At 66.5% G+C, this 20,108-nt stretch carries 18 protein-coding genes and 1 pseudogene; 10 read left to right on the top strand and 9 right to left on the bottom strand.

Annotation, left to right across the window (positions count from 1 at the left end; translation table 11 throughout):
- The first annotated feature begins 221 nt into the window (after positions 1 to 221).
- Complete coding sequence (locus OHB44_RS23040) at positions 222 to 608, top strand: hypothetical protein (protein WP_330438235.1); 387 nt, start codon at positions 222 to 224, stop codon at positions 606 to 608.
- Between the two features lie 120 nt (positions 609 to 728).
- Complete coding sequence (locus OHB44_RS23035; protein WP_330438234.1) at positions 729 to 1,133, top strand: hypothetical protein; 405 nt, start codon at positions 729 to 731, stop codon at positions 1,131 to 1,133.
- A 1,880-nt stretch (positions 1,134 to 3,013) separates the two neighbouring features.
- On the opposite strand, the gene OHB44_RS23025 is transcribed toward OHB44_RS23035, so the two are convergent.
- Positions 3,014 to 4,009 (bottom strand): DUF418 domain-containing protein, encoded by a 996-nt coding sequence (locus tag OHB44_RS23025; RefSeq protein ID WP_330438233.1) that lies wholly within the window; start codon positions 4,007 to 4,009, stop codon positions 3,014 to 3,016.
- Positions 4,010 to 4,155: 146 nt separating this feature from the next.
- Here OHB44_RS23025 and OHB44_RS23020 point away from each other — a divergent pair, with 146 nt between their 5' ends.
- The 3 genes from OHB44_RS23020 (at position 4,156) to OHB44_RS23010 (ending at position 7,681) form a co-directional block, all read left to right on the top strand.
- A complete protein-coding gene (locus OHB44_RS23020) occupies positions 4,156 to 5,313 on the top strand; it encodes a sensor histidine kinase (RefSeq protein ID WP_330438231.1) in 1,158 nt (385 codons plus the stop codon).
- Entirely contained in the window at positions 5,310 to 5,948 is a 639-nt protein-coding gene (locus OHB44_RS23015; protein WP_238684367.1) for a response regulator, read from the top strand. The genes OHB44_RS23020 and OHB44_RS23015 overlap by 4 nt, the downstream gene beginning before the upstream one ends.
- Positions 5,949 to 6,595: 647 nt before the next feature.
- A complete protein-coding gene (locus OHB44_RS23010) occupies positions 6,596 to 7,681 on the top strand; it encodes a cellulose-binding domain-containing protein (protein WP_330438230.1) in 1,086 nt (361 codons plus the stop codon).
- A 27-nt stretch (positions 7,682 to 7,708) separates the two neighbouring features.
- On the opposite strand, the gene OHB44_RS23005 is transcribed toward OHB44_RS23010, so the two are convergent.
- On the bottom strand, positions 7,709 to 8,209 hold the full coding sequence (locus OHB44_RS23005) for an SMI1/KNR4 family protein (protein WP_330438229.1): 501 nt from the start codon (positions 8,207 to 8,209) through the stop codon (positions 7,709 to 7,711).
- A gap of 229 nt (positions 8,210 to 8,438) precedes the next feature.
- On the opposite strand from OHB44_RS23005, the gene OHB44_RS23000 reads away from it, so the two are divergent.
- A complete protein-coding gene (locus OHB44_RS23000; RefSeq protein WP_330438227.1) occupies positions 8,439 to 9,476 on the top strand; it encodes a DUF808 domain-containing protein in 1,038 nt (345 codons plus the stop codon).
- 563 nt (positions 9,477 to 10,039) lie between these two features.
- Here the strand turns inward: OHB44_RS23000 and OHB44_RS22995 are convergent.
- The 4 genes from OHB44_RS22995 to OHB44_RS22980 all read right to left on the bottom strand — a co-directional run bounded on the left by OHB44_RS22995 (position 10,040) and on the right by OHB44_RS22980 (position 12,149).
- Positions 10,040 to 10,495, bottom strand: a complete 456-nt coding sequence (locus tag OHB44_RS22995) for a hypothetical protein (RefSeq protein WP_330438226.1) — start codon at positions 10,493 to 10,495, stop codon at positions 10,040 to 10,042.
- An 87-nt stretch (positions 10,496 to 10,582) separates the two neighbouring features.
- Entirely contained in the window at positions 10,583 to 11,029 is a 447-nt protein-coding gene (locus OHB44_RS22990; protein WP_330438224.1) for a PH domain-containing protein, read from the bottom strand.
- A 429-nt stretch (positions 11,030 to 11,458) separates the two neighbouring features.
- On the bottom strand, positions 11,459 to 11,962 hold the full coding sequence (locus OHB44_RS22985) for a hypothetical protein (RefSeq protein WP_330438223.1): 504 nt from the start codon (positions 11,960 to 11,962) through the stop codon (positions 11,459 to 11,461).
- Between the two features lie 25 nt (positions 11,963 to 11,987).
- On the bottom strand, positions 11,988 to 12,149 hold the full coding sequence (locus OHB44_RS22980) for a hypothetical protein (protein WP_330438221.1): 162 nt from the start codon (positions 12,147 to 12,149) through the stop codon (positions 11,988 to 11,990).
- A gap of 158 nt (positions 12,150 to 12,307) precedes the next feature.
- Here OHB44_RS22980 and OHB44_RS22975 point away from each other — a divergent pair, with 158 nt between their 5' ends.
- The gene (locus tag OHB44_RS22975) at positions 12,308 to 13,072 is read left to right on the top strand and encodes an ATP-grasp domain-containing protein (RefSeq protein WP_330438220.1); all 765 of its coding nucleotides are present in this window, start codon (positions 12,308 to 12,310) and stop codon (positions 13,070 to 13,072) included.
- A 618-nt stretch (positions 13,073 to 13,690) separates the two neighbouring features.
- Here the strand turns inward: OHB44_RS22975 and OHB44_RS22970 are convergent.
- A pseudogene (locus OHB44_RS22970) lies at positions 13,691 to 14,049 on the bottom strand (cyclic-phosphate processing receiver domain-containing protein).
- A gap of 254 nt (positions 14,050 to 14,303) precedes the next feature.
- The gene (locus OHB44_RS22965) at positions 14,304 to 15,044 is read right to left on the bottom strand and encodes a hypothetical protein (protein ID WP_330438219.1); all 741 of its coding nucleotides are present in this window, start codon (positions 15,042 to 15,044) and stop codon (positions 14,304 to 14,306) included.
- A 1,274-nt stretch (positions 15,045 to 16,318) separates the two neighbouring features.
- Here OHB44_RS22965 and OHB44_RS22960 point away from each other — a divergent pair.
- The gene (locus OHB44_RS22960) at positions 16,319 to 17,131 is read left to right on the top strand and encodes a tyrosine-type recombinase/integrase (protein ID WP_330438217.1); all 813 of its coding nucleotides are present in this window, start codon (positions 16,319 to 16,321) and stop codon (positions 17,129 to 17,131) included.
- Positions 17,132 to 17,188: 57 nt separating this feature from the next.
- Here OHB44_RS22960 and OHB44_RS22955 read toward each other — a convergent pair whose 3' ends face one another.
- A complete protein-coding gene (locus OHB44_RS22955) occupies positions 17,189 to 17,647 on the bottom strand; it encodes a hypothetical protein (protein ID WP_330438216.1) in 459 nt (152 codons plus the stop codon).
- A 604-nt stretch (positions 17,648 to 18,251) separates the two neighbouring features.
- Between OHB44_RS22955 and OHB44_RS22950 the strand changes: the two genes are divergently transcribed.
- The gene (locus OHB44_RS22950) at positions 18,252 to 18,824 is read left to right on the top strand and encodes an RNA polymerase sigma factor (protein ID WP_145780037.1); all 573 of its coding nucleotides are present in this window, start codon (positions 18,252 to 18,254) and stop codon (positions 18,822 to 18,824) included.
- The gene (locus tag OHB44_RS22945; RefSeq protein ID WP_330438213.1) at positions 18,821 to 19,966 is read left to right on the top strand and encodes a hypothetical protein; all 1,146 of its coding nucleotides are present in this window, start codon (positions 18,821 to 18,823) and stop codon (positions 19,964 to 19,966) included. The genes OHB44_RS22950 and OHB44_RS22945 overlap by 4 nt, the downstream gene beginning before the upstream one ends.
- The last annotated feature ends 142 nt before the right edge of the window (positions 19,967 to 20,108 follow it).

Genomic DNA, 20,108 nt, shown 5'->3' with positions numbered 1-20,108 from the left:
GCATGCACCCCCTGTTAGTTGACAGGCAACGTCACAGACTGCGCTGCCTACAACCAAGATCACAAGGGTGATGCCGTGCGCGCACCATGAGTGAACGCTCCGAGCAGGGTCGCGGCCCAAAATCGGGCACCCGTCGCCACCTCACCTCTGCGGTGTTCGCGGGCGGCGCCGCGATAGTCTGCAACGGATGAAGCCGTCGGCTCGAAGGTGAGGCTTGCCCGATGGGTACCAGCTACGAACCGATGAGTCTGGCCAGGTTGGCCACCCATCTGGCATCCGCGGACACCGACCAGACTCGCTGGAAACTCGTATGGGAGTTTCTGGAGGAGTACCGCTGGGAACCCGCCGAAACCAGGGTCGACCTGTTACGAGATGAGCCCGGGCTAACCGGAGACCCACGGTGGGACGCGCTGCTTGCCGCGCTCGCGGAGCACCTGCTAGCTCAGGCAGATCTTGCCCCGCCCGCATGGGTCGACGTACGTGTTCTGCGCCGGGCATGGTTCCCGGCCGAACTGGCCATCCACCGGGCCGACGCCCTGGCATGGGCCCCGGCTGCGTTCCGGAAGCACGGTGTGTACCTCTCCGTGCACGACCTGGCCGCGGCGTGAGCGGATCAGACGGCGTCCTCATGGGGCGCGCGGAACTCGAACGCGCCTTCACCCACCTGGGCGAACCGGCTTGTCCGCCGCGGAGTCGTCGCTGACATCTTCATCGTGGGTGGTGCCGCGATGGCGCTCGCCTACGACGCGGAACGGGTGACCAGGGGCGTCGACGCGATGTTCGTCCCGCACGGAGTCGTCCTCGATGAGGCGCGTGCAGTGGCCGACGAACTGGGCCTACCGCCGTGGTGGCTCAACGAGCAGGCCAGCGTGTATGTCTCCGGCAAGGACGACCCGGGCAAGCGACGAGTCTTCGACCACCCTGGCCTGCGCGTGATGGCCGCCTCGCCGGAGCACATCTTCGCGATGAAAGCGCTCGCGGCGCGAACCCGCGACGTGGACGACCTTCGCGCCCTGGCGGCGCTGGCCAAGGTAACGACGGTGGACGACGCTATACGTCTGTGCAGCGACTTCTGCCCCGACGAAGCGATCTCGCCACGAGCAATGGGAGTTATCCGCGAACTTTTCGGATGATTCGGACCCCTGGCAGCGCGGCGGTCAATGTGATCACTTCCGATGGCTCAGGCCTCTAAGCAGGATCCTCACGTGTCCGCCAAAAGCGCGTGAAACGTGACCGTCAAGCGCGGCGCTTGCTCAGAATCCTATCTGCGGTTGTTCGCCTCGGACATGGAACAGTTGGTGCCGTCGGGGGAGAGGTGCTTCGGGAATCTGCCGTTCCTGTTCAGCGTCAGGGACGTGCGACGGCAGGATGGACAGATCTGCCGGCTGCGTGGACGCCTGCACTGTCTTGGGATATCACGATCCGCAGTGTGACGAGTCGTTCCCGAGCCATTGCATTCCTTCTGGGCGCCGTAGCTGAACAAGCCGTACGTCTCTTCACCGTAATGCTTCGGCAAAGTCTTGATCTTCGTGAGCTTCAGACGCAGACAACTGGCGTCACAGTGAGCCAAGGGTGGCGACCTCCCGTGTCGGACGCTCCCGGCACCGATCGGCGTCCAGACGGGATTTGCCACTGCATTCGCTGTAACGCTTCAGGGCTGATGCGCGGGGGAGCCATGAGCGGATGCTGCCCGAAGCCCGATCGAGGTCCCTCTACTCAGGGACAACGCATGTTGAGTCATGCACGGAAAGTATCGATCAGAGTGCGTAGGGTCAAGTGGAGTGATGCTCTGGCGCGAAGCAGGTGCGGGGTGGCCTCGAGGCCTGCCCCGGCCTGGTATGCCAGCCTGCTCGTCAGGGCTTATGCCGTCGCCATGACTGTCTACCCCAGCTCCGACACCGCGGCGGTCCGGCGACTCATCCGGATCCAGACCCTCGCCCTGGCGGTGCGAGCGCAGATCTGCGCGTTGCGGGAACACCTCGTTGCATGGCGTTGGTCGACGCCGGATGCGCTGTGCGCTGTGCGCGGTTGTGGTGAATTTCAGAGTTCGACGAAGGCGGTGAACCTGGTGCGCTCGCTACCGAAGAACGCGAGCGGCACGGGTTGCCGTCAACGCCGGTCGACTGAAACTCACCAGGACCCCTGCGGTGGGGCTCAAGCTTGATGCCTGCACGTTCATTTCGGTCAGTCGATAACCGAGCCAGCTGGCTGGCAAGATTGGACCACACGCGGCCCGACTTCGATTCATGCTCACGCCCGGTAATGGGCGCGCGAGGTTGAGCCAACCCCGAACGTGCCGTAATCTATGAGCATGTGCACCCGAAATGGAGCACCGATGATACGTACAAGAGTTCGAATCCCCCCTCGGACACAAAATCTCAGCATCCATGCTGTGTATCGCGTACTGGTGGTCGAGCGCGCTTGACCACGCAAATGATCTCAGCGACGCCCTCGACCGAGCCTGTCTCGATCGGGGGCGGTTGTCGTGGCTGAGCATTCTGTGGCTCCCGTTATTCCGCCCGTGCTGCTGTCGGACCGACAGCAGCACGGGCAGCGTCAGTCGCGTGGCGGCACGATGCTGTACGGCTGTGTCACTGGGAGGCAGCGGGCCGAGCGTTCCATGGCCGCGAGATGCGTTGGCGATGACGGCTGCGCGTTTCGCATCAACGAGCGGTTCGCCGACCGAACGTTCGACGGTTACCGGACGATGTTGGCCGCAGGCGCTGGTGGGAACGGTTGACGCAGCGTCGGGCCGATGACCGTGACCAGCGCTCGGCAATGGGATGTGGTGCTCGGTGAGGGCCGTGCAATAACGTTCGTCCCGCGGACCGCGTCGAGCTGACGCATTCGACGGCAAACGTCGCGCCCTGCCGGATGGCGCGGCACGCCGGCTTCACCGCCGCGGGTACGAACCGCAGCGAGGCCCGCCATGCGGACGGCTCGCACGACATGTACCTACTTGCCCGCATCGCCAGCGTCGGCTAATGGCTGACAGCTCATCAAGCGCGGCGAGTCAGGCGCGGCGGATCGGCTCCCGCTGCCACCAGGTGAGACACCGCCAGAGCCATTCGAGCGGGCCGTACCGGAAGGACCGCAGCCAGAGCACGCTGAAAATCGCCTGCACGACCCCGATCGCCAAGCCCAGTCCGACCACGGCGCCGTAGGAGGATCGGGAGCCGATGCCGAGCAGCGCATCGCCGGTCACGATCAGGAACGACGCGGCGACGTAGTTGGTGAGCGCCACCCGACCGAGCGGCGATAGCAGCGCGCCGAGCGGGCGTCGCAGGGCGGTTCGCATCAGCAGCAGGAACCCGACGGTGAAGAGGAAGGCGAAGGCGAGCCCGGCCGGCAGGATCCGGTAGTTGGCGGTCGGGCCGACTCCAGCCCGGAACTGCAACCACCCAGTCACCGCGGCGACCGGCACCGCGACGGCGAGTGCGACCGCGAGTTGCCGGCCCCGCGACGGCAGCGTGTCCGGGATGTCGTACTCCGCGATTGCCAGGCCGAGCAGGAAGAGGCCCGGGATGATGAAGAGACCGTTGAATGTCAGCGCGGCGGCGAGGGTCAACACGATGCCCAGCCCGAGCGCCCAGCGGCGGGATAGGTACGACGCCGGCAGGAGCACGACCAGCCCGAACACGGCGTAGAACTTCAGCACTTCGCCGGGCTGGATCAGGGTGTGCAGCGCGCCGAAGAGGCCCAGCCAGAGCAGCCGGCGCAGCAGCACCAGCCGGGGGCGATCGGTGCGTCGAGCCGCCGTACGCAGGAAGAGCGAGAAGCTGATCCCGAAGAGCAGCGAGAAGATCGGGAAAGGCCGTTGTACGAAGAGCAGCTCCCAGACGTACGCGCCGAGGTGCTCACCGGCCGGTCCGGAAACCCGGGTCAGGTGGGTCATCTGGACGATGTTGAACATGACGATGCCGAGGAGCGCGAGCCCACGCAGCGCGTCAAGTTCGTCGATGCGGTGGGGCCCAGCCGGTTGCGCCACGGGATCGGTCGAGTGTGCCATCCGGCAATGCCACCGCAGTCGTACCCGGTCGGGACAGGCCCGGAGGTCGCCTCCGCAACCTTCCTTCGTCGCGTTCTCCGGTCCCTTCGTTGGTACTCATGCCGCTCGCCGCGCCGATCCGGGCCAGCCCGGCTAACCTGCAACGCATGAGCGCGGTGGACCGCCGAAAGGTGCCGCCACTCGCCGTCGACGTGCTGCTGGTCGTCCTCGCGGCGGCGGCCGGCGTGGCCCGTGAGGTCGCTTTCCCGAGCGCCGGTACGAGGCATCTCCCGGCCCCGGTCTGGGTCTGCGCGGCGGCGCAGGTCGGCGCGGCGGCCACCCTGCTGCTGCGCCGACGCCGGCCGTACTCGATGGCCCTGGTTATTGCCGGCGTCAGCCTGCTGGTGCCAGCGTCGGCGGTCTTCCTCGCGCCGTACGCGCTGATCGTCTACGGACGCGACCGTCGGCGGTCCTGGGCGGTGATCGCGGTGCTCGGGGTGTGCTGGCTGCTCGGCGCGCGGCTCTGGACGGTTGACGACCCGTTCAGCGGGCCCGGACTGCTGGCCATCTCGGCCCTGCTCGGCCTCTACGTGAGTGCCCGCCGCCGGCTCGTCGCGGAGCTGCTCGACCGCGCCGAACGCGCCGAGCGGGAGCGGCTGCTCCTTGCCGAGCAGGCCCGTAGCGACGAGCGGCTCCGGATCGCCGGCGAGATGCACGACGTGGTGACCCACCGGATCAACCTGATGGTGCTGCACGCGGGGGCGCTGGGCACCAGCGCGACGGATCCCGCTGTTCGCAGCGCCGCCGAAGAGCTGCGGACGACGGGCTGCCAGGCGCTGGCCGAGCTGCGCGACCTGGTCGGTGTGCTGAGGCATGGCGACTCACCGACAACCCGCGTCGCAGCGGAGGACCGGGCTGCGGAGGGCGACCTGAACGATCTCGTGACCGACTCGCGCGCGGTCGGTCTGCCGGTCCGTCTCGACGAGGAGGGTGACCCGTCAGCACTGGCACCGGCCGTGCGGCGCACCCTCTTTCGAGTGGTACAGGAATCCCTGACGAACGTCCACAAGCACGCGCCGGGCTCGCAGGTGACCGTGTTGATCCGCTACCAGCCGGATCTGGTCCGCGCGACCGTGACCAACGACCGGCCCGACCGTGCCCCCGACCCGGACCTCGCCGCCGCCGGCGGAGGCTCCGGCCTGGCTGGCCTTCGGAGTCGGGTCGACGTGCTGGGCGGCACCCTGGCCGCGGCGGTGACCCCGGAGGGCGGCTTCGCGGTGCGGGCCACCCTGCCCGGGCACGTGCCGACCACCGCCACGCGATGATCCGGATCCTGCTCGTCGACGACGAACGGATGGTCTGCGCCTACCTGCGGACGATTCTCGAAGCAGCCCCGGACGTCGAGGTCGTCGGCGAGGCGTACGACGGCGCAGAGGCCGTGGAGGCGGTTACCCGGTACCGGCCGAACCTGGTCCTGATGGACCTGCGGATGCCGGACGTCGACGGGCTCACCGCCATCGAGCACCTCACCCGGGCCTCGGCGCCGCCGAGGATCGTCGCGCTGACCACGTTCGACCTCGACGAGTACGTGCTTCGGGCGATGCGGGCGGGTGCCGTCGGTTTCCTGCTCAAGTCGACGGCGCCGGAGGATCTCGTCAACTTGGTACGGGTCGCCGCCGCCGGGCACACGGTGCTGTCCCCGACCGCGACCCAGCGGCTGGTGGCGAGCCGGCACGACGGAGAACGGGTCCGCGAACTGGTCGCCACGCTCACAACCCGGGAGGTCGAGGTCCTCGGCTGTCTCGGCGCCGGCCGCTCCAACCAGCAGATCGCCCGACGACTGCACCTCTCCGAGGCGACGGTCAAGGGGTACGTCTCCCGACTGTTGGAGAAGCTCGGCTGCGACAACCGCACCCAGGCGGGCCTGCTGGCGCACCGGGCCGGCATCCCGGCGAACTGAGAGCACCCGGCTCAGTTGGGCAGCGTGAACCGCGTCCAGTACCCGCCCACATCTGGCGCACCCAAGACGGGCGGCCGTTCGGCGTACTTGACGAACCTCACGGAAGAGCGGCGAGGACCTCGACCTGTGGTGATGCGGTCAAGCGGTGCGGCGTGACCTATCAGTAGTGGTCGAGGTGGTCCGGTGTTGCTGCACCCGGGATGGCTGGTGTCGGCCGGCGTCTCGGTTCGCCTACGGCTACGTCTGCGCGTTTGCCGCAGATCGATGTGAAGCGTTGCGGGGTGAGCTCGCCAGCGTTCGCCGCAGTTCCCTCGTCTGAGGCATCGATCCCACGGGCAGCGCCCTGACCAGGCCCTTCAGCCTGAAGACCTCTTCGGCGAATCTGGCAAGAGCCAGAGGGCCTGATCTGCTGAACGCGGGTTAGGCGCGCCGGCCCAACGTGAATGCTGTCTGGCTGCCGTTGAGCAGGAAGCTGCGCTATCCACTCTTCTGCCTGCTCGGCGCTGTGGCCGCTACCGATCAGCTATGGGCGGGCTGTCCGTTGTCCTGCGGGCGGCAGGACTGCCGTGCGTGCCTTGACAGGAAGGCGGAGCAGCAGGACAGTCGACATATTCATTGACGTTCATCTTTCTGCGGCGAGGTGTGCGATGCGGAAGTCGCTGACTGCTGTGGCCGCCATCGCTGTTGCCATGGTCGCGATGATGGCCGCGATCTCACACGCCAGTGCGGCGAACGCGGCGGCCGGGTGTCGGGTGAACTACGTCGTCACCAGCCAGTGGACCGGTGGTTTCCACGCCGACATCGCGGTCACCAACGTGGGTGACCTAGTCAACGGGTGGACGCTGCGGTTCGCGTTCCCTGCAATCGACCAGCGGCTCACGCAAACCTGGAGCGCCACCTGGGCGCAGGCGGGCCAGCAGGTCAGCGCGACCAATCTGGGCTGGAACGCGACCCTGGGCACCAATGGCTCCGCGAACATCGGTTTCGTTGGCGTCTGGTCGGGCAGCAACCCCATACCGGCGTCGTTCACGCTCAACGGCGTCACGTGCACCGGCGGCGTCCTGCCCAGCGTGACGCCGACCCGCACGACCACACCGCCGGTCGCTGACTACCCGGCGATCGTCACCTGGCTCAGCCCGACCGCCGGCGCGGTGTACACCACGCCGGGAACCGTCCCGCTGGCGGCGACCGCGACCGTGGGAGGCGGACACAGCATCACCTCGGTGTCGTTCCGGGTGGACGGCGTCACGGTGGCCCGGGGGGTGAGGACGGCCGGTGACCGGTTCGAGGCGCTGTGGACACCACCGATCGGGGAGCCCGGCACCAGCACCACCTTCGTGCTGTACGTCTCGGCCGGCACCGACCAGTCGCTACCTGGCGCTGCGCCACCGTTGCTGGTCACGGTGGTGACGCCGGCGTCCACCGGCACCAACCACCCGCCGGCGGTGGCGTTGAGCACCCCCGGCGGGCAGACCTACTTCCTCGAGCCGACGACCGTCACGCTGGTCGCCGACGTCGCCGACGTCGCCGACACCGATCCCGGTGACCTCGTCAGCCGGGTGGAGTTTTACCTCGGCGCAACCCGGCTGGCCGTGACGCCGACCGACAGCGGACAGCGCTACCAGTTCCAGACGGCCCTGTCGGCCGGCACGTCGTCCACCTTCACCGTGCGGGTCCACGATTCCCACGGCGGCCTCGGCATCTCGAACCCGCTGACCTTCACCATCCGTTAGCGCCTCGGCCCGGTGCCGAGCGGGCGATCAATCGTCTCCATCAAACCCGCTTTCGTCGACGAGGCCGCCTAGGAACGTCTCGAAGTCGGGGGCGATGACCGTGATCTGGTAGTTCCACTCCTGGTCGACGTGTACGACTGTCGGCTCGCCGGGGAATCGGTAGTCGAGGGCGATCATGTCGTGGCCCGCTGAGGGGCAGTCTGCGATGTAGAGGCCGATGTCGGGGTAGCCCCACTCCGCTATCCAGAACGCGTTCCCGAGTTCGCCGCACAGGCTGAATGAAGCAGTCCGACCGGTGGCCGCCAGTCTGTACACAGCCACATAGTCTGCGGACCACGAGGTTCGGCTGGGCGAGGGGTGGGCGTCACGGGCCAACACCCCGCCGTTGTGTCGCTGGGCCAGGTCGATGTACGCAGCGGGTAGCTTGCGTCCAAGCTGCGCCTCCACCTCCCGCAGAACCTCGTCTGTGAGCGGGCGACGTCGAAGCGGATCGGCGTCGCCTCGACATGCACCGGGCTCGCGCCGCATGCGCCGGCGCCGAGCATCGCCCAGTCGTCGTGACCGGGATAGGCCGGGTCGCGCCACGTTGCTGGAGCAGCGCCGCAACAGGCGCGCCGCTGCTTGTTGACGACACGGAGACGGCTCACCACGTAGACCACGCATCGGTTGACATGACGGGGCGGTGACATGCCGCGCGCGGGGACCTGAGCGAGAATGGGCCAGTTCGAATTCTGCGCAACCCTGGAAGGACCCTCCCTTGGCTGGTGGACTCGTAGCCCTGCTGGATGACGTGGCGGTGCTGGCCCGGGCCGCTGCCGCGTCGATTGATGACATCGGGGCGGCCGCCGCGAAGGCCGGCGCCAAGGCTGCGGGTGTCGTCGTCGACGATGCTGCCGTCACGCCGCAGTACGTGCGGAGCCTGGCGGCCGAGCGCGAGTTGCCGATTATCAAGCGCATTGCCGTGGGGTCGCTGCGCAACAAGTTCTTCATCATCCTGCCGGCGGTGCTGCTGCTCAGTCAGTTCGTGCCTTGGATGCTCACTCCGATCCTCATGCTCGGCGGCGCCTACCTCTGTTATGAAGGCGCGGAGAAGGTGTGGGCCAAGGTCGCCCATCACGGTGCCTCCGGCGCGGGCGAGGAGAAGGTGCAGGACGAGACGACACTGGTGTCTGGGGCGGTACGAACCGACCTGATCCTCTCGGCGGAGATCATGGTCATCAGCCTTAACGAGGTGATCGATGAGGCGTTCTGGTCCCGCCTGGCGATCCTGGCTGTCGTCGCCGTCGTCATAACCGTCCTGGTGTACGGCGTGGTGGCCCTGATCGTGAAGATGGACGACGCCGGGCTGCGCCTGTCGCAACGTTCCGGCGCCGTCGCCACGTTCGGCCGCGGTCTGGTGAGGGCGATGCCGGTGGTCCTCACCGTGCTGACGGTAGTCGGCACCGCGGCGATGCTGTGGGTGGGCGGGCACATCCTGCTGCTCGGCACGAACGAGCTGAACCTGCACTTCCTGTACGAGGCCGTGCACCACGTGGAGGTCGCCGCCCACGACGCCACGGGTGTTCTCGGCGGGCTCGTCGGCTGGCTCGTCAACACGGTGGCCAGCGCGATCCTCGGGCTGATCGTCGGAGCGCTGGTCGTGCTCGTCATGACTCTCACGCTCCACCGCCGCACATCCAAGGCTGCGGCTGCGACTGCGGCGGCCACGACTCGTGCTGACGGCACCATCCCCGCACCCCCGAGCCGTGCAGCTCGGCGTCTCGACGCTCCTACGGACCGAGCGCCGCGCGGTTGACCACAACACCATCGCAACTCCACCACGCGGTCAGGCGTCCTGGTGCCGAGCCGCGCTCAACCCGGCTGAGCTGCGCGGGTCGTCCCGGGGCCGACCTGCGGCCCTTCGTGCTCTTCCTGGCCGCGGCGTGCTCACCGATGCCGGAGAGGCGAGGGGCCTTGACCTGGGGTGATGGAGGTCGCGCGGTGCGGCGTGACCTCCCAGTAGAGGTCGAAGTGGTCAGGCGTTGCTGCGCCCAGGATGGCTGGCGCCGGCCGGCGTCTCGGTTCGCCTAAGGCCACGTCTGCAGGCATGCTGCAGATCGATGTGGAGCGTTGCGGGTGAGCTTGTTGGACTCCGCCGCAGTTCCGTCATTCGAGGCGCAGATCCCACCCGCAACGTCCTGAGCAGGCCCTTCAGCCTGGAGACCTCTTCGGCGGACCCGAAGAGGTCGGCCCGTTTGCTCCCGGTCGTCAGTCGAGCGGCGTCCGCTCATGCCGAATTGAGTGGGTGTCACCAAACGATCACTCTGGGCCGGTCTCGTGGCCGAGGTTAAGCCAGAAGCGCAGGCCCGGCTCATGCCATCAATCGAGGCAGTGGACGTGGACGACGATGTGCTGTGGCTGATCGCCCGTGTCCTGGTGTAGGACCTCAAGCTCGATTCGGTGCCGGTCCTCTGAGACGGGGTCGTCCTTCTCGCCGGCCAGGCAGGTTGGATAGGTACCGTCGTTGTGCAGTGTCCCGCTAACGTCCTGCCAGCTTTCGGCGATTACTGAGTAGATCGTGTCGCCATCGAGAGGGCCCCGTAGGGCCCCGTCTTCCTCAAAGGCGATGGACCTGGTCTGGTCGTTCGACCAGGTGACCGTCCCAACGAGCAGCTCCGGCTTGGCGGTGTTCGGATCGTCGGCAAGCTTGGCCGCCCCGAAGCCGCCGACCAGCCCTACGGCGACCAGCGCTAGGGAGAACGCAATCGTTGCGAGGCGACGATTTGGCGGGGTAGCGACCGCAGCTTGCAGCGCGTCGGCGGATGCCACTGGCATGCCTGCAAGGTACGCGATCGGCGCCCACAGGGCTGACCCAAAGCGCACTCTCATGCCGCTGGTCGGGCGCCCGCCTCTGCGTCTCGGTCAGGAACGCGCGGCGCTGGCTTTGAGGCTCCGCAGCTGTGCGGCCTTGCGCTCGGCGTCCTGCCGTGAGTATGAGCCGAGCGCTGAGAGAGGCATGGCGTCGTCGCCGAGGTGGAGGACGGGAGCGTAGAGCGGCAAGCCTGCCCGTATGTCGATCTGTTCGCAGTCGACCGACTGGATCGCGCTCCAGGGTGTGACCTGGTCACGGCTGTCGAAGCCGCGGACACGGACACCCTCTCCGCCGATTACCACGCCGAGTCGAAGAGCTCGCCAGATTCCGGCCAGGCCGCTCGTGACGAGGAGGCATCCCAGCACGATGCCGAACGAGTCGCGCTCGGCCAGTACGTCCCCGGAGGTGAAGTACGTGACGCCCAGCAGGGTCCATACAGCGAAGATCACGACTAGGACCGGGATCTGGATGCGTGGCCTGATGACGATGCGGTGCATGGCGGAACATGCTACGCAGGCTTGTCCGGCCAATTGGCGTAGTCCAATCCGGCTGCGGCGTTGGGGACCAACGGATCGTCGTCACGATCGGTGCACGGATCTTCCGCTGACATGGCGCGGCGATCGTGAGCATGCTGCCCGATCGACCGATGTGGCTGCGGGAGCAGTGCTGGCGCCAACCAAACACTGGCCGGCAGCCCGCAGTTCCGCCCCCGGCGGACTCGATCGGCCGCGACCCGCGGGACCGGTGGTACGGGGGTCTGCTCATCGCGATCGCGACATCGATCGCGGCGAGAATCCTCCTGTGCGGACTACGACAGGCACTCGGCGGCTGGTACCTGCCCCACGAACCCACCAACTGAGTGCCTCAGCCCAGCCCATGATCACCATCCGTTGGGCTACGAGTGCTGAACTTTTGGATCGTAGGGATCAGCCGCGGCCGGCGACCTCTACGAGAGTCTCCGGAGCGAGGGGTTTTCCGTTGACGTCGAGTGGCGTCACCGGAACTGCCCGATCGGTCGATCGGATCACCGACGTAGAGACGAGGAACACTCCGGAGTGAACCCGGGCGCGCACAGGTGTAGGCGACCCGACCGCGACGGCCGTCGCGCCAGCAAGGGACAACTGGCCCACTAGCCCATTGAGGACCTCGCTCACGCTGGACTGGTCGCCGCCACTGCCTGCTCCGACGGCTGCCTGGTGCCGACCGGACAGCATGCTCTCGACATACCAGCCGGACGGCCCGGTCCAGAGCCGTAACGTGTGCTCGTCGTCGAGCGAGACCGTGTCGGCCAGGACATAGCCAGCTGGTGGTCGCCAGTCGCGTTCAGGTACAGGGTTCGGGGCGACGCTGATGACCGCCGCGACGGCTAGGCAGACGGCCGCCAGCCCGATCAGGCTACGCATGTTCGAGCGGAATCCGGCGATGCCCATGATGCGATGCTCTCAGCAATCGGGGTCAGCCGGAGTGTCGGATCTTTCGCATGAGCATCGCCCACACTCCGTATCCGGAACCGACGTTGCCGGTGATCGTGCCAGCGGCCGAGCCCATAAACAGGGCGTTCGCGCAGTCCGGGCAAACTTGCCGGCCGGTGATGGTCTTCTCGAACGGCTTGCTCACGCGCCGACCACAGTCAGGGCAATCCCTGCCAGACAATCCCATTGACGCCTCCTCCAACAGGTGCTCGAGAGGATATCTCTGCGTCTTCATCGTCGAGGTCGCCGACGAGCAGCAAACCGCTGTAACTGCGACGGTGTATTCAGGCAGGATCATCGGCCGTGACACTCGTCCTGCCGCCGCGCCTGACAGCCTCGGCTCAGAGCTTGCGCGACGCCGCTCATCGACGCGGACTACGCACCGTCCAGCTGCACACCTTCGAAGTACCCGCCGGGTTGCGTGCTGATCACCTTCACGCGGGACCGAGCTTCGCCGACGTCGTCGCACCGGTGCTCGGGATCGCGCCCCTGGAGGCGGAACCTGGCTGGCTGACTAGCCTTCCTCGTGAACTCACCGGCCGCGAGATCACCATGGTCGCCATCGGCGAGGCCTACGAACTCCGTCGACCGGCGTTCATCAAGTCGCCCAACGACAAGAACATCTCGGCGATGATCTACACCGATGGTTCCCGCCTGCCCGGCCCGGACGCTGTCGACCGGCAGACTCCAGTGCTCGTCAGCGACATCGTCGACTTCACCGCCGAGTACCGGCTGCACCTGCTCGACGGTGTGGTTCACACCGGCAGCCAGTACGCCGCGCACAGCCGGTTGCACCTCGGCCCTCCGTCGCCAGACGCGCTAGCCTTCGGCGCCGATCTCATCGCCGGATATGGGCACACGTTGCCCTCCGCCATCGTCGTAGACGTAGGACTGGTCGATGGCCACTGGGCCGTGATCGAGGCGAATGCCGCATGGGCCAGCGGCGCCTACGTAGCGGATCCAGACCTGGTCCTCGATGTCGTCCTCCGAGCGGCCAGCCCAACGGCTTCGGTGACCGCCCGCGACAGACAGTTCATCCGTCGGCCTCAGCCGACCGCTGCGCTTTAAGCCAGCAGGTCCATACCGGTGTACTGATCTGGCTCCCCTCTGTGTCAGGACACCGCCGGGAGGAGAGTTCTATCCCGGGTCTCGGCGGGTCCGGGAAGTGACTTCTCCGAAGAGCCGGCTTGGGGATGCGAGTCGGTCACGCTGGAGCCAGTTGTCGTTCCCGTTGTCCTCCCGCCCGCATCGCTTCCATCGACGTCTTGCCGGTGGTCTTCTTCCGGTCGAAGTAGGCGCGTAGCGCTTGTGCGGGTCCATACCGATGACCACACGATCTGACGTGACACTCAACGCGTCCTCCGATGCTCGATCCACCTGGGTTGTCGAGCCGGGAGGGCAACGCTACTTCGAGCCGGACAAACCCCTCTTGAGCCTCTCCCCGCCCTGGGGGCGACGCCCGGGCCGCGCAGGCCAAATGAGAGCCACACGACCAGCGTGGGCAGCCGAAATGAGAGCGACAGCCCGGGCGCCTCGACCGAAGCCTGGCCGGGCCACGATCGCACGTCAATGAAACATGTAGCCGATGGGCTGATGTTCGCGGTGGTCGCGTGCCTTGTCCATGTCTAGACTCCACCGATGCATGACGGCGGCACCCTGTTGCGGATGATCGGGGCCTCGCAGGAATCAACCAGGAGCTGAGCGGTTCACTGCTTGGCCGTCGAGATAGCCGACCTCGGTTGAGCCCGACGCGACACGGACGTAATACCCCAGCGTCTTAGGACCAGGGCGACCTTCGCGGCGCCGGCCGGGTTGGCGGAGTGGACGTTGATGACACCGACGTCAAGGGGGCGTTTGTCGAAGGCCGCCCGTTCCAGGACCTCCACGACCGGCCAGATCGTGTCGTCCCCGCCGAGGTCATGGTCCAGCCACAGTTCATCCAAGCGCCGGTCCCGGTACCGACCGAGGAGTTCAACCCCGGCGTCGCTGGTGCGGGCCACCTCGGCGATACGGCCATCCGCAAACGAACGCAGGTCATCAACCATGACGATCGTTCGGCGGGCGTTCACACGATGATGATGCCTGCCGGGAGACCCTTTCGGTGGATCCGAAGATGTTAGTCATGGTGCTCCCAGTCATCAGCCGGGCGACGTCCGCTCATATCGATGTCAGTGCACTCGATCACGCTGAGATGAATACACAGGATAAGGCATTTCACTCAAAATAGAAGCTGCATAGATAGGCGCGCGGATGATCCGGAACTACCGATTGGTGACACCCGATCGAGCTGCCACAAATGCTAACAACCGGCAGCCAGTGGAAACGTTGCGTGGTCAAGCGACGTAGATCCCGGCGGCAAATTCTCGGAGGACCATCGAGTTGACTGAGCTGACGGCGCCAACTCTGGGAGGTAGTTGACCCAGTCGGCCGCCACGGCAAGGAGCCACACTTCCGCCGCATTGCTGCCAGTGGGAACCCTGCTGGCCCACTTTCCATTTGAAGCTCTCTCGACGGTAACGAAATATATGCGACTGGTCTCGTGGTCCCGGTGCCCCACGACGTATACCCATCCGGTCTTCGGGACACCGCCCTCGATATATATCTTTGCCAGAGCGCAGGCTGGCAAGGGTTCATGCGGTTCTAGAAAGTGCCCTTCGGCAATGGGGCTTCTCACCTGTTCAGGTTCGACTTGTGCGGTACTCGCCGGCAGAGACTCGGGGTCGCTTCCGAACCTTTGTTTTGTCCCGACCCCTATAGCTGCGCCCGAGATCAACAATATCGTCACCACAACAGTCACTCGCCGCCTGGAATCATTGAACCCCTTTCGCAGAAGGCCCACGACGCACAAGGCCGCCGAAACGGCGCCGACGCAAACGAGCGCGATGTCGAGGGTGAGGGAGGCGAACTGACCCGCGTCCGCCACAAGACCGAGTGCCCCAGCGATGGCGCTCGTGGTGCTTATGCCAATAGCTAGCTTGAACGAGTGCGGATTAACTTTTTCATCGATCGACGTTAGCTCGACGTCTTCTTTGTCGTCCATTTATGCCTTCGGGCTGACGTTGATGGCGGGCCGGGTGGGCGCGAGTTGGTACCGAGATACCGGAAAGGAGCGCACATTACAAACCGACATACGGATCCCTTTCCGACATTAGTGTGGACCGCAGCTTACTAAGGGCGGGCAAGACCGCAATCGTGCGTTATTGCTGACGACAGCCACGGCGAAATCTCCGCTGGTCGTAGCCGTGCTCGAATGGCGTCGACGCCGACATCAGATCAAACCTGCCCCTACCGGCAGCACAAGGCTGCTACCCCTGACATCGCTGTTGGCATTGTGAGGTACCTTGTCTCAACTCCAGCCGTACTGTCAGCTTGTTGCCAGCATCGCTTGATCAGGTGCCCGCTCATGCCGCGATCCGCATGCTTTACCGGGGTCATCGTGCGTCGAGCATGCCCGGGCGTACGGATCCGGACAGGAGGACGAAGTTCAGCCGATGATGGCGGCGAGAGTTGGGTTCGCAGCTCGCGTCGTAGTCGACGGCTGCGGCGAGCAGTCTGGCGGTTGCTGAAAAAGCTGGGACTGCAGTTTCACCTGCCAGTTCGTCGGGAGCCGGGTCGCCGACCGCTACCCGCAGACCCAGAACTGCGGGGTCGGGTCGGCTGATCAGCCGGTCCGTCGACGGCACCAGGGCTGGAGAACGACACCGAAGGCGCTGCAGGACGGGAAGACTTCGGTGGCGGCCATTGCGACGCCGCGATCTGGGCCCCGGTGACCGGCAGGGTGGGCGAGATCTGGTCGAGGAAGCGCTGCGCCAGGGTGGCGTCGATCTCGACGTCTGCGCTGATGCGAACATCGGCCGCGGTCGCCAGGTCCACGACGTCGTCGCTGGTGAACGCATCAGCTCCGAGAGTACTCAGCCGTCGCGCGAACTCCTGGACATTGATCATTCGCAGCCTCATCGTCGGATTGTTAATTATCCACCGTAACCCCCGCTTCGGCCGGCGGATCCTGCGCCCGCCGTGCGGGCCACTGGGGCCGACAGTCGGCGCCGACAACTGCGACCGCTGCGCGGAAGTCCGCAACTCTTCGGTGAGCTATTCGCGCGCCTGCGGGGCCGTCACGCTCTGTGTTACCCATGCTGTCCCGCGACGCCCGGAAATGCCGCTCCGGGAGGGCTGGCGTTCATCGTTGGTGGTGACGCACGGTGATGTATGGCTACCTCTCCTGCTTCGGCTTCCAGTGTCGTACCTGCCAACCAACTTGTCGTGCGCGCCGCGGTGTCCGCCTTCTTGGGCCGCTACCGTGGGCAGACCCGCGTGCATACCGAGTCCGACCTACGGGTCTTCCTCCGGTGGTGCAGCGACCACGAACTTGACCCGCTCTCCGCAGCTCGGGTGGATATCGAGCGGTACGTGCGCTGGCTGCAAGACGTTCGCCGGTACCAGCCCTCGACGGTGTCCCGTCGGCTGTCGGTCGTGGTCGGGTTCTATCGGGTCTGTGTTATCGACGCGATCCTGGAGCACTCGCCAGCCGATTACGTCCGCCGGCCCACAGTGCCGGCCGAGTCACCGACACTCGGACTGGGCCACCTGCAGTTCGAGGCCCTTATCACCGCCGCCCGGCTGTCGGCCAACCCGAACGACTTCGCCCTGGTCGCCCTCTTGGGCCTGCTCGGCTTACGAATCTTCGAAGCCTGCGGGTCGAACATCGCCGGCCTGGGAGAGGAACACGGCCACCGGGTCCTACGGGTGCGTGGCAAGGGCGGCAAGGTCGTGCTCGTCCCGCTGCCACCCGCAGTCGCCCGAGCCATCGACCGGGCCGTCGATGAGCGCACCAGCGGGCCGCTCCTGCGCAACACCCAAGGTCGGCGAATGGACCGACACGCCGCCACTCGTCGGCTCAAGCACCTGGCCCACATCGCGGGGATCCGGATGCCGAGGATGCACCCCCACATGCTGCGCCACACGTTCGTGACCACCATGCTCGACGCCGGCGTCAGCCTGCGCGACGTGCAGATCGCCGCTCGTCACGCCGACCCGCGTACCACCATGCGCTACGACCGAGCCCGCAAGAACCTCGACCGGCATCCCAACTACATCCTCGCCGCCTACATGGCCTCCGGGACGTAGCCAGGCTGGCGCCTTTGCCGAATCGAGGGCGTGTCTGCGGGACACCCATCGACCACGTCATGCGCTGCTGCCCGGTGTCATTCCACGGGGGCTCGCGGCGTTGAGAACACGCTCCCACTCGCCTATCAGTGTGACCTCAAGCCCAGAGTCCATCTGACCAGACTCGACCATGCCTACAAGTTCGCCGGCGTACTCAGCCTGGAATGAGGCACCATACTCATCCGAGATACGACAGACTTCGCCGAGCAGCTCCTTGATCTCCTCAAGATGCGCCCTGTCCACCTGAGGATCGATCTGCTCTCCCCAAGGGGGCAGAGCTGTATAAAGCATCAGCCCGAACCCCACCCAGTGAGAGCCGTGCTCAACTGACTGGTCAAGGAAGACCGGCGGACCGAGGACCCAGGTCCGCCGGCCAGCAAGCCTTTCGATCGACGCTTGCATCGTGCTGACGAGTGATGCGGATACCTCGTCTTCGAGCGCGACCACGAGTCGATCGATGGGATGGTTTTCTCGCATGAAGCACCTCCAGCTATGCCAGCTGATGTAGTCGATCCGAAGCGGCAGTGCCGGAGGTCGTTGAGGGCGGGGGCGATGGCCTTGGACGCAGTGCCGTCGTCGGATCCAGTTGCACCGAGATCATGACAGAGGTGGGCTGCCTCCGATTCGAAGCGTCACGCGCTGACCGCGTGCACGGATCTGCCGCTGGTAGGGCGCAGCGTCCGTGACGGTGCTTCCAAGCGACCAATGTGGGCGCGGAAGCCAACGCTGGTAACAGCATGGTCTAGGGGTGCCAGCTCACGATCAGTCGGTGGTCACCGGTCTGACTCGAGCCGGTTTGGGGAAGCGACTGAGACAACGGAGTGCTTCGGAGCCACGGGCAGCAGTTGACAGTGCCCTATGCATCCTGGCAGGGGAGTGCGCGCAGGTCACGGCGGTAGGGCGCGGCCCTCGGCCCTGGCCTGGGCGCCACGCTTGGCCCCGACGCTGACCGCGCCGCAGCCGCTCATGCCGCCGAGAGGTCGCTATTGGGCGGCCGCTTGCCGGCGGACCTCGGGGCCTGAACACTTCGCCGCCTGATCGGCAATGTCAGGGTGAAGCGCGGACTTTGCCGAGGAGGGCCATGGCTTCGGATGCGGATTTGATAGGCCGGTCGCTGGATGGCGATGTCGACGCCTTCGTAGAGGTGGTCGAGCGTCATGAGGCCGCCGTCGGTTCGTACCTCGTTCGCCGGGCGGGGCGGGATGCGGCTGAGGACCTCCTGGGCGAGGTTTGGGTTGCGGCGTTCGAGTCGCGGCGATCGTACGACCGGTCGTACAACGATGCGCGGCCGTGGCTGTACGGGGTGGCATTGAATCGCTTGCGGCGCTACTGGCGGTCCCGGCCCGCCGAGGACCTGGTCGCGGACGTGCCGGACGTGGCTACTGGATGGGATCCGTGGTCGGCGGTGGACCTCGGCGTGGACGCCCGGGCGGTGCTCCGGTCGGCCCTGACGCGGCTCAAACCCGAAGAGCGGGAGGTCCTGAGGCTCGTCGCCTGGGAGGACCTGACCGCAGCCGACGCCGCGCGGGCACTCGGCATACCGGCCGGCACCGCGCGGCGGCTGCTGAGCCAAGCCAGGACGGCATTGCGCGACGCCCCGGGGGTGTCCGCGCTTCTGAAGGACCGCAACAGCGCGAAGGAGAGACACCGATGACCGACGAGCTCGATCTGGTCGGTGCGTTGGGCAGCGCAGAACCACTACGCCCGGAGGCGTATCAGCGGGCGCGGGCGGTGCTGCGGGCGGCTATGGCCGACCCCGGAACCGTGCGGCTGCTGGGCGCGATATCAGCGGCGGACACGACTATGGAGGCGACTTCAACCATGAAAACGACGACAACCACGCGGGACCACGAATCCAGCCCGGCGCTTCAACGCCGCCGCCGGATTGGTATCGCGGGCCGATTGGGCATCGGCGCCGGGGTGGGGGTTGCCGCCGCGGCGGCAGTCGTCGCTGTGGTGCTCAACTCGCCGGCGACCGGGGGCATGGAGGCCGGCAAGGATCCGTCGGCCGCCACCTCGGGCTCGACCACTGTCGACGGGTCCGCCGAGCGCGCGCCGCTGATGACCCTGGCCGGGTCCATCAAGACGGTCACCCCGTCGGCGGGCGACGCGTGGCTGGTGAAGGCGACGCAGGTCCACGGCACCAAGACCATGCAGGTCGTCTACACGCTCTACACCGACGGTCAGGCGATCTATACCGGCAACAGCGTGAAGGACATCAAGCGTGCGATCGCCCGTCACCAGGACCAGATGACGGACGGCGGCTACGCTCCGCTCCTCAAGGCAGCCGTCGCCGCGGCGGACAGCAGCCCAGCCGACGGCCGGACCCAGATGCTCAAGGCAGCCAAGGATCCGCTGGTGGGCCTCGACCCCGCGGCGCAAAAGGCGGTGTGGGACAAGCAGCAGGCGGCCGCTCAGGTGATCATTAAGCAGAAGGGCGGCAACGCCAAGCCGAAGCCGTACAGCCCCCAGACCGTTCAACGGCACTTCGACAACGCCCTGTGGACGTACAGCACCCAAGCGCTGTCCGCTGGCGACGGCAACACGCAGGTCCGGGCCGGTGTGCTGCGTCTGCTGTCCACCATATCCGCGGTCAGCGTCAAGAACTCGACCACCCACGGCAAGGCCACGCTGACGATCACCGCCGGCCCCGAGGTGTTCGGCGGCGAGGGCAGCGAGGTGCTGACCATTGACGCCAAGACCGGCATGCTGGTCAAGGACGTCTCCACCGTGCCGGGCCTCCCGCAGGCCTCCACGACGTACGAATCTTCCCGCGTGACGAAGGCCGACCTGTAGGCCGGGAACTCCCATCCGCCAGCATTCCGGCAGACGGGCGTAACTCGGCCCGGCGTTCGGTAACGGTGCGGGCCGCCTCCAGGCGGCCCGCACCGTCGTTTTGTTTGTTCGCGCGGCCCGTGCCTGATTGCGATGATCGACG

This window comes from Micromonospora sp. NBC_00821 (assembly GCF_036347035.1).
GTDB classification, from domain to species: domain Bacteria; phylum Actinomycetota; class Actinomycetes; order Mycobacteriales; family Micromonosporaceae; genus Micromonospora; species Micromonospora hortensis.
This window is presented reverse-complemented; position numbering and strand designations above follow the sequence as displayed.